The sequence below is a fragment of the Ruminococcus sp. YRD2003 genome (genome assembly GCA_900109435.1).
Classification (GTDB): domain Bacteria; phylum Bacillota; class Clostridia; order Oscillospirales; family Ruminococcaceae; genus Ruminococcus; species Ruminococcus flavefaciens_G.
In genome coordinates this window covers 1-9,689 of sequence record FNZT01000031.1, presented here as the reverse complement: position 1 = coordinate 9,689, position 9,689 = coordinate 1, and the positions used below count along the sequence as shown (strand labels likewise).

Genomic DNA, 9,689 nt, shown 5'->3' with positions numbered 1-9,689 from the left:
GCCATTAGCTTGCGGTGTCCGCTTACGCGGACATTATTTGAAATATTTCGCCGTCAGGCGATACCATTAGCTAACGGCTAACGGCTAAAGGCTAATGGCTTTAACATAGAGACACAGAAAGGAGAACCTGATGTTCACAAAGATACTCTCACACGTCGGAAAATACTGGGTGCCGTCCGTGCTGTCGCCGATAACGATAATGGGCGAGGTCGCCATGGAGGTGCTCATCCCCTACGTCATGGCGGCGATTATCAACAAGGGCATAAACAACGGCGATATCGGATATGTCGCGAAAATGGGCGGTCTCATGGTCTGCATGGCGCTCGTGTCGCTCTTCTTCGGAGCTGTCGCAGGACGATTCAGCGCGGTCGCGGCAGTCGGCTTCGCGAAAAACCTCCGCGCATCGCTGTTCAGAAAGGTGCAGTCCTTCTCGTTCGCGAATGTGGATAAGTTCTCGACGGCGTCGCTGACTACACGCCTCACCACCGACGTCACCAATATTCAGAACGCGTACATGATGTTCATTCGCATGGCGTTCCGCGCACCGATAATGCTGATATTTGCCCTCGTTATGGCGCTGAAGATGAACCTGCGCCTCTCAACGGTCTTTTTCTGCGCGATACCGATAATCATCATCGGAGCTGTGCTTATCCTCAGCAACGCCCACCCGCGCTTCAAGGCTATGCTCACGAAGTACGACGACATGAACGCAAGAGTGCAGGAAAACCTCATCGGCATACGCACTGTCAAGGCTTTCGTGCGCGAGGACTACGAAAAGAAGAAGTTCACCGACAACACCGAGGCTGTCCGCGCGGCTCAGGTGCGCGCCGAGAAGCTGATAATCCTCTCGATGCCGCTCATGCAGATGGTCATGTACGCGAGCATCATTGCGATACTGTGGTTCGGAAGCCACATGATCGTCGGCGGTACTATGAAAATAGGCGACCTCACCAGCTTCATCACCTACGTCAGCCAGATACTTATGTCACTGCTCATGCTGTCGTTTCTGTTTATGATGTTCGTCATCTCGCGCGCCTCGATCCAGCGTATCTACGAGGTCCTCATCGAAGAGCCCGACATCGTCTCGCCGCAGGAAGCGGTCACGGAGGTCGCTGACGGCTCGGTGAGCTTCCGCAATGTCAGCTTCAGCTACTTCAAGGATATGAACAACCTCGCCCTCGACCACATCGACCTCGATATAAAGTCGGGCGAGACTATCGGCATCATCGGCGGCACGGGCTCGTCAAAGACCTCGCTCGTTCAGCTGATACCGCGTCTTTACGACACCACCGAGGGCGAAGTCCTCGTCGGCGGAGTGAACGTCCGCGACTACGACGTGACCGCTCTCCGCGACAATGTGGCTATGGTGCTCCAGAAGAACGTGCTCTTCTCGGGAACTATCCGCGACAACCTCAGATGGGGCGACCCGAATGCCACCGACGAGGAGATACAGGATGCGTGCCGCTCGGCGTGCGCGCATGACTTCATTATGGGCTTCCCCGACGGCTACGATACCGACCTCGGACAGGGCGGCGTCAACGTCTCGGGCGGTCAGAAGCAGCGCCTCTGCATCGCGCGTGCTCTGCTGAAAAAGCCCAAGATAATCATACTCGACGACTCCACAAGCGCGGTCGATACCGCGACAGACAGCAGCATAAGACAGGCTTTCCGCGAGAAGCTAGCCGATACGACGACCTTCATCATCGCACAGAGGATATCTTCCGTGCAGGACGCCGACCGCATAATCGTCATGGACGACGGTAAGATAACCGATATCGGCACGCACGAGGAGCTGCTCGTCAGCAGTCCCGTATACCGCGAGGTATACGACTCGCAGCAGAAAGGAGCTGATGAATAATGCCTCCGAAAAAGAATATGAAGCCCATGCAGAAACCTGCAAACACGGGCAAGACCATAAAGCGCATATTCAGCTATATGTACGGCTTTAAGCTGCATTTCGCGATAGTCGTGCTCGGAGTGGCGCTCAGCTCTGCGGCGGCAGTTGCGGGAAACGCTCTCCTCAGCCCCATAATCGACAACCTCAAGGAAGCTCTCAAGGGCGGGGAGTGGGATAAGCACCGCTTCATACTCACGCTCGGCGCGATGATAGCGATATACGCGGCGGGAGCGTGCGCTACGTTCCTGTATCAGCGCATAATGCTGAAGATTTCCACGACCACGCTGAAGCGTATCCGTGACGACCTCTTCACGAAAATGGAGTCGCTCCCGATAAGCTACTTCGACAAGCACACCCACGGCGAGCTGATGTCGCTCTACACCAACGACACCGATACCCTACGCGAGATGCTCAGCAACAGTATCGCGCAGTGTATCAGCTCCGCTATCACTATCGTGGGCGTTTTCACGATGATGATACTCTACAGCTGGCTGCTGACGATAATCGTCGTTGTCATGCTGGTGGTGATAATCATGGTCATCGGCATAGTCGGCAAGCACAGCAGCAAGGGCTTCATCGCACAGCAGAAGGCTCTCGGTACGGCTAACGGCTACATCGAGGAGTTCATCGACGGACAGAAGGTCGTCAAGGTCTTCTGCCACGAGAACGCCGCAAACGAGGAGTTCGAGAAGCTCAACGACGAGCTCTGCGCCGCCTCCACAAAGGCACACACCTTCGCTAATATCCTCATGCCGATAATGAACAACCTCTCCTACCTCCACTATGCCGCAACGGCTATAGTCGGCGGTATAATGACGGTCAACGGCTTCGGCGGCATGACCATAGGCAAGCTGGTGTCGTACCTCCAGTTCACGCGCCAGTTCGCACAGCCGATAACTCAGGTCTCACAGCAGCTCAACGCCGTACTGACGGCACTTGCGGGCGCTGAGAGGATATTCAACGTCATCGACGAAAAACCCGAGGCTGATGAGGGCTATGTTACTCTCGTACCCGCGGAGATAGACGCAAACGGCAATATCACCGAGGCTGACACCCGCACGGGCAAGTGGGCCTGGAGACACCCCCACAAGGCTGACGGCACCGTCACCTACACCGAGGTGCGCGGCAATGTCGAGCTCGACGACGTATACTTCGGCTACGAGCCGAACAAGACCGTCCTCAACGGCATAAGCCTCTATGCAAAGGCGGGACAGAAAATAGCCTTTGTCGGCTCAACTGGAGCGGGCAAGACCACTATCACGAACCTGATAAACCGCTTCTATGACGTCCCCGACGGCAAGATACGCTACGATGGCATCAACATCAACAAGATAAAGAAGCGCGACCTGCGCCGCTCGCAGTCGATAGTATTGCAGGACACCCACCTCTTCACGGGCACTGTAATGGAGAATATCCGCTACGGCAAGCTCGACGCGACCGACGAGGAAGTCTACGCGGCGGCGAAGCTCGCGAATGCGGACTACTTCATCACCCACCTCGAAAACGGCTATCAGACCATGCTCACGGCTGACGGCGCGAACCTCTCGCAGGGACAGCGTCAGCTCCTCGCGATAGCGCGTGCGGCAGTCGCAGACCCGCCCGTGCTGATACTCGACGAGGCGACAAGCTCGATAGATACGCGAACGGAGGCTCACATCGAAAAGGGTATGGACTCGCTCATGGAGGGCAGAACCGTATTCGTCATAGCGCACCGCCTCTCCACGGTAAGGAACGCGAAAGCGATAATGGTGCTCGAAAACGGCAAGATAATCGAACGCGGCGACCACAACGCTCTTATCGCTCTGCACGGCAAGTACTATCGGCTTTATACGGGTATGTTCGAGCTGAGCTGAGAACAGCATAAAGTGGCGTCCGTATGCGCTGTACCCATACCGAAACATTACGGAGTATTTATTGAGGGAAACCCTTTTGAAAAAGGGTTCCGCTAACAGCGGCGGTCCCCTCTGTCGCTTCGCGACATCTCCCCGCACTGCGGGGAGTCACCCTCAAACTCCCTTCCTAAAACTTTCAATTTAAATTTTGCCCCTATGGGGTACTCTCCTTGTATGGAAAGAGTTAGTCTTTTTTTTTCATGAGAGTACCCCATAGGGGCAAAATTTGGACTAAAAGTCTTTGGAAAGGGGCGTAGCATATTCTTATCGTAGTAAAGTAAACCGAATAGGACTAAAAACAGAGGCACTCAGACGAGTGCCTCTGTTCTGGTATTCACGATTGTTCACTAAGCAGTATAGACACACGATCCTGTATCATCTCAGCACATTGCTTGGCTGAGTATTCCCCTGCAAAGAAGAATTCCGTTTCTTCGCTGATTATGGAACTGATAGCAAGCTCAGTATTTCCCGAGGATATCCTTCGGACGCTGCGGACAAACTGCTCGTATCTCTTCTGCTCATCATCAGTCATAGGAGTTATCTTTATCTGTTCATTTGAATATGAATCCATACCTGTTTCGTCCATATATACCTTTTTATTGCCGTTCAGCTCATCGTAATAAAATGGCGGTTCAAGAGCGGCTTCCATGACCTTTTTTAATCCGTTTTCGGTAACAGGGATACCATTCGGATTCCCATTGTAGCATTCATCGGCAAGAAATAGCTTGATAAACTCCCACGCGCCTTCTTTATTATCTGAAGTCTCCATAATTGCAAACTGATTTGACGGCAGCATGACAGAGCCTTTTCCGTCAGCGGACGGAGCTCCTACAAATGTCATATCCTCGCCAAATACAGACTGCTTCTGCACATTTATATCTCTGAAAGAAGAAAAGTACATATCGCTCAGCAGAGCCGTATCATTTCTGCATGAGCAGCGCTCCCAGTCATATGCATCCACACCCGGGAACTGTCCTGCAAATTCAAGCATATCAATAAACTCCTGCGAATCAAATGAACAGGTATGTGTAGTCAGGTCAATGAAGTCAGCTCCGGAGTTTGAAAGCCTGTCGAAAACTGCATTCCTGTTATTGGCTGTTTCAAATAACTCCATACCGTCAGGACGTGACTCATAAGCAGCCTTGAATTCATAAAAAGTCCAGTTCTCCTTATCAACAAATTTCGACTTTGCAGCCATAGTCCTTATCATGAATGTGGGAGTTATAGAATAAAGATGACCGTTAGTTTCAGCGGCTTCCAGATAATTCGGCAGAAAAGCATCCCTTGTAAACCTTGTGTCGCTCTCCATAAGCTCATACAGGTCTGTGAACGCTCCCTTTGATGCCAGCTTTTCAGTCTCATTTGTGTCAAGCCAGACCATGTCAGGAGTTTTGCCGGCTATTATGTCCATTTCAAGATCATGGGCCGCGCTTTCAAGTCCCTCGATATTATACTCATGCCCGTCAAGATAGTTTTTGACGTTGACCCTGTAAAGATTGCTGCCGGAGTTGAAATCCGCGATCATAGGCTGAATACTGTCGATATTGAGAGCAACAGCCAGTGTTATTTCTTTGACATCTGCCAATTCAGCGTTATCTCTCTCGGAGAGCCTGTACAGCTTGCCGCCAATAGTACACACGAATTCGTCGTCAGCTAAAGGAGCAATGCTTCTGACGTCGCTAAGTCCTGAATTTGCAAAGTCGACGAGCTTTTCTCTGCTTTTATCGGACTTCACGCCATAGAACGCTGTATTATCGCGGTACTGCTCCCACTTTTTGCTATTTGCTGATAGAGAAATCAGTCCGACAGGGACAGCGGTGGCAGCATATTGCTATGCGCTATGAATGATGTCCATGCTGTCCCTTTAAAGTCCACAAACGATGATATATCTTCACAAACTGTCAGTTGCCTGATTGCTAAGGCTCGAAAATATGCTGTCCCTGTGACTGATAATTGTCGTTTTTAATGAATTGAAATTGTTACCTGATTTTATGCAAAACAGGAAAATCGAACCATAATACTATTAGGGGACGATAAAAATGTGCTTAAAACATTCCGATTTGCAAAAAGGATACTGCTCCCACTTTTTCTCTCAGCAAATTACAGCGTGTCGGTAGTGACGGTAGAAATGTTACCGTCACGCAGACACTGCCCGACAGCTCGCAAACGTCTATATAGCTTCATCTGCAGGGCGTGTCAGTAGAATTCCGTGTCGGTAGAGTTACTGTCACGGCTGAGTTGCCGTCACGCACAAAAGCGCCCGTTTCTGCCGCCTGTACTGAAATCGGGTAGTTATCCCAAATGCGGCTGTGGAAGCGGTTGTCGCGCAACATGGAGCGAGTGTGGGCGGCTGCATCAGCAGCGAACGGTGGCGTTATTATTTGCAAATGACAGAAGCAGTACCGAGTGACAAAAAGTCTTCCATTTTTGGAAGGCAAGCATCGCAGACGGCATTCCGCCTGCCGCATTGCTTGTCGGGGCGAACCCCCGAACCCCCTCACATTACAAGTCAATAAAAGTGAAAGGAATGATGAAAATGAACAACGAAAATCACATCAGAAACATGAACGGGATCAATGGAAGGAGTATGAACGAATGGCTGAAAAAGAAGAAGTCAGATATTATTCTGATAACAAAATTGAGATTGACGGGAAGATGTATAATGTGACCTTTACATTTCCTCTTCCCAAAGATGAGACTGAGACAGCTTACGATAAGCTGAAACACTTGATAAATGGCGAAAAAGTAAGCTGAAAAAAGTTCTGGACTTTCGAGCCGGGTAGGAGTATACTGTTGGTAGCTCCTATTCGGTTTGATTCCAGAAGCATCAGCTTCGGAACAGGAGGATAATAATGAAAGAATCAAACACGAATCAGATAACAGCACTGTACTGCCGCCTCAGTCAGGAGGACTTGCGTGCAGGAGAGTCGCTGTCAATTGAAAACCAAAGGCTTCTGCTGAAAGAATATGCAGATAAAAACGGCTTCAAGAATTGCCAATACTACATAGATGACGGTTACAGCGGAGTCAACAAAAACAGACCTGAATATGTTCGTATGCTGAAAGACATAGAAAGCGGACTTGTCGGAACTGTCATAGTCAAAGACCAGTCGAGACTTGGACGTGACCACCTTGAAACAGGCAGACTTATGGAAATACTATTCCCGTCATATGACGTGCGATTCATAGCTATCTCCGACGGCGTTGACAGTATAAACGGCTTGAATGATATGTCGGGCATTAAGAATTACTTCAACGACTTTTTTGCGCAGGATACGAGCCGGAAGATCAGAACAATTCAGAAAGCCAAAGGAGAACGAGGAGAGCGTGTCGGAGCTTCATTGCCTTATGGATACATGAAAGACCCGAATGACTCAAAGCGAATAATCCCCGATCCTGAGACTGCACCTGTGGTCAAACGCATCTTTGAAATGTACGCGAGCGGTATCGGTATGAAGAAAATATGCAATACTCTTGAAGAAGAGGAAGTACTGTCTCCGAGCGTATACGCCTTTAATAAGACTGGCAGTCGTTCGGGAAATCCAAAATTGGACAAGCCTTACGCTTGGTCGATTGCGTCCGTTCGCAGTATGCTTCTGAATCAGATGTACTGCGGTGATACAGTCAATTTCAAGACCTATACCAAGTCCAATAAGCTCAAAAAGCGTATCAAGAATGATCCTGAAAAGGTTCTCATATTTGAAAATACTCATGAGCCAATTATCGACAGAGGATTGTTCGAGCTTGTTCAAAAACACTTTGTCGGCAGAAAACGTGCTAACGGCAACGGTGAAATGGACAAATATGCAGGGTATCTCTACTGTGCGGAGTGCGGTTCAAGGCTCTATCTTCACCGCAACAAAAAGACACATAACAACTTTATGTGCGGTCGATACGAAAAGAGAAAGAGTAACTGCACCGCCCATTATATCAGGGAAGAAGTGGTAGATGCGATCGTACTGGAAGTAATAAAAAGAGTTACAACGTATGCAAGAGAGCATTCTGAGGAGTTCTATGAAATGGCTATGAGCAAGGGTGAAAACGAAGCAATGTCCCAATCTAAAAACAACGAAGCTCTGCGCAGCGAGTATGAAACAAGGATAAATCAACTTGAAAGCGCTATCAGTATGCTGTACATGGACCGAGTCACAGGCAGAGTGACTCCCGAACGCTACGACAGCCTTGCATCCGACTACGAGAAGGAGCAGTCTGAACTGAAGGAAAAACTTCAGGAGCTTGATTCGCATACAAGTTATCTGGCGATAAAAGAGAAATGTGTCCGGGAGTTCATCAACAACGCCAAGAAATACGTTGATGTGACGGAAGTGACTCCACAGCTTCTTCGAGCCTTCATAAAACGTATCGAAGTCCACGAAAAGGCTGAAAAGCGTTCGAGGACCTGCATGAACGATATAACGGTACATTTCTCATTTTTAGCAGACAAGGATATCAAACTCGACGGCGTAATGATACAGACATTTGAAATGTGAAGCCAGATAAAGCAAATCTCCGAGGGATCATTCCCTCGGAGACATAATAAATAATATACTTCCCTAAGAATATGCTTCAGGCTCGGGGGAGAACCTTTCTTCAGAAAGGTTTCCCCCGATATATGTCCCGTATTGCTTCTGTATGAGCACAGCACATATGGACGCCACTTGCTTTTTAAGGCAGAAATATGGCAATACTCACTATAGCCGCACTCAAAGTTTGTACATATAGCATCTTGCAATTTTCCGAGGTATCGTGTATCATTATAGTGAGGCAGTCCGCGCCGCCCTCTTTTATGGTGCGGCTCTGTAAAAATCCGAAATGAAAGAGGTTATTATAATGAAGAAGCTTATCGCTTGTATGCTCCTCTCTGCAATGATTTGCGGAGCTCTCGCTTCGTGCGGAGATAAGGAAGGCTCCAAACAGGAGGCGACTACCGCTGCCTCCACAGAAGCTGCTAAAACCGAGGACGCGACTGAGCCGTCCGCTATCAGCGCTGTGGAAGCCGACATCGAGGACACAGTCGTTGCACAGTCGGGCGACGCCTACCTTGCTATCGTTGACGGACAGTGGTGGATACAGTACTGGGGCGGCGAAGACCCGACCAGAGACTTTCTCACCTACAATGCGGGTGTTCCCACGATAACAGGCAACGGCGACTATACAGTCAGCGTCACTGCCGATACGAACGGCTTCCGCTACGATACGACGGGTTCTCCCGACGACCAGTATACACCAAGCGGCTTGCAGTTCATGGCTGTAATGATAAAGGACGGCGAGACAATGTTTCCGAATGCGGTCATCACGGTCAACTCCGTAAAGGTGGACGGAAAGGAACTGACACTCGACGGCAAGCCCTATACCTCCTCCGACGACGGTAAAGAAACCAGAGCCAACCTGTATAATCAGTGGGTGTCCAAGGACAGCATCCCCAAGGACGCACGCTCTGCCGATGGCAGGCTCTATGTCGGCGAGGGAGAAGATGTCTCGCCTGCGGACTTCATCGGCGACTACTCACCGCAGTCCGTAAATCCCGACGATTTTGCGGACGGCTGGACAAATGTTGAGGTAAACTTCACAGTATCGGGCATAGATGAATAAAAAGCGGCGGCGCGGTGTTTATCCACCGTGCCGCTTTGTCGTATGAGGCTGATGTGTACGTCAGCCTTTCATTATTTTTGGCTCCGCCGCTGGCATACTTGCATAAGGGCTGTACCTATACGGAAGTATTACGGGACATATATCGGGGGAAACCTTTCTGAAGAAAGGTTCTCCCCCGAGCCCCTTTCCAAAGACTTTTAGTCCAAATTTTGCCCCTATGGGGTGCTCTCATTGAAAAGAAAGACTAACTCTTTTCATATCAGGAGAGTACCCCATAGGGGCAAAATTTAAATTGAAAGTTTTAGGAA

Annotated in this window: 6 protein-coding genes; 5 read left to right on the top strand and 1 reads right to left on the bottom strand. The window is 49.7% G+C overall.

The features are described from left to right. Positions 1 to 130 precede the first annotated feature (130 nt). Both BMX22_RS15435 and BMX22_RS15430 read left to right on the top strand, forming a co-directional pair. On the top strand, positions 131 to 1,858 hold the full coding sequence (locus tag BMX22_RS15435; RefSeq protein ID WP_074743519.1) for an ABC transporter ATP-binding protein: 1,728 nt from the start codon (positions 131 to 133) through the stop codon (positions 1,856 to 1,858). Continuing rightward, complete coding sequence (locus BMX22_RS15430) at positions 1,858 to 3,750, top strand: ABC transporter ATP-binding protein (RefSeq protein WP_074743517.1); 1,893 nt, start codon at positions 1,858 to 1,860, stop codon at positions 3,748 to 3,750. The genes BMX22_RS15435 and BMX22_RS15430 overlap by 1 nt, the downstream gene beginning before the upstream one ends. Positions 3,751 to 4,123: 373 nt before the next feature. Here BMX22_RS15430 and BMX22_RS15425 read toward each other — a convergent pair whose 3' ends face one another. Continuing rightward, positions 4,124 to 5,524 (bottom strand): ABC transporter substrate-binding protein, encoded by a 1,401-nt coding sequence (locus BMX22_RS15425; RefSeq protein ID WP_074743515.1) that lies wholly within the window; start codon positions 5,522 to 5,524, stop codon positions 4,124 to 4,126. 860 nt (positions 5,525 to 6,384) lie between these two features. Between BMX22_RS15425 and BMX22_RS16665 the strand changes: the two genes are divergently transcribed. The 3 genes from BMX22_RS16665 (at position 6,385) to BMX22_RS15415 (ending at position 9,381) form a co-directional block, all read left to right on the top strand. Further along, on the top strand, positions 6,385 to 6,543 hold the full coding sequence (locus BMX22_RS16665; protein WP_177173052.1) for a hypothetical protein: 159 nt from the start codon (positions 6,385 to 6,387) through the stop codon (positions 6,541 to 6,543). A 98-nt stretch (positions 6,544 to 6,641) separates the two neighbouring features. Beyond that, on the top strand, positions 6,642 to 8,279 hold the full coding sequence (locus BMX22_RS15420; RefSeq protein ID WP_074743513.1) for a recombinase family protein: 1,638 nt from the start codon (positions 6,642 to 6,644) through the stop codon (positions 8,277 to 8,279). Between the two features lie 340 nt (positions 8,280 to 8,619). Next, positions 8,620 to 9,381 (top strand): hypothetical protein, encoded by a 762-nt coding sequence (locus BMX22_RS15415; protein ID WP_074743512.1) that lies wholly within the window; start codon positions 8,620 to 8,622, stop codon positions 9,379 to 9,381. Positions 9,382 to 9,689 lie beyond the last annotated feature (308 nt).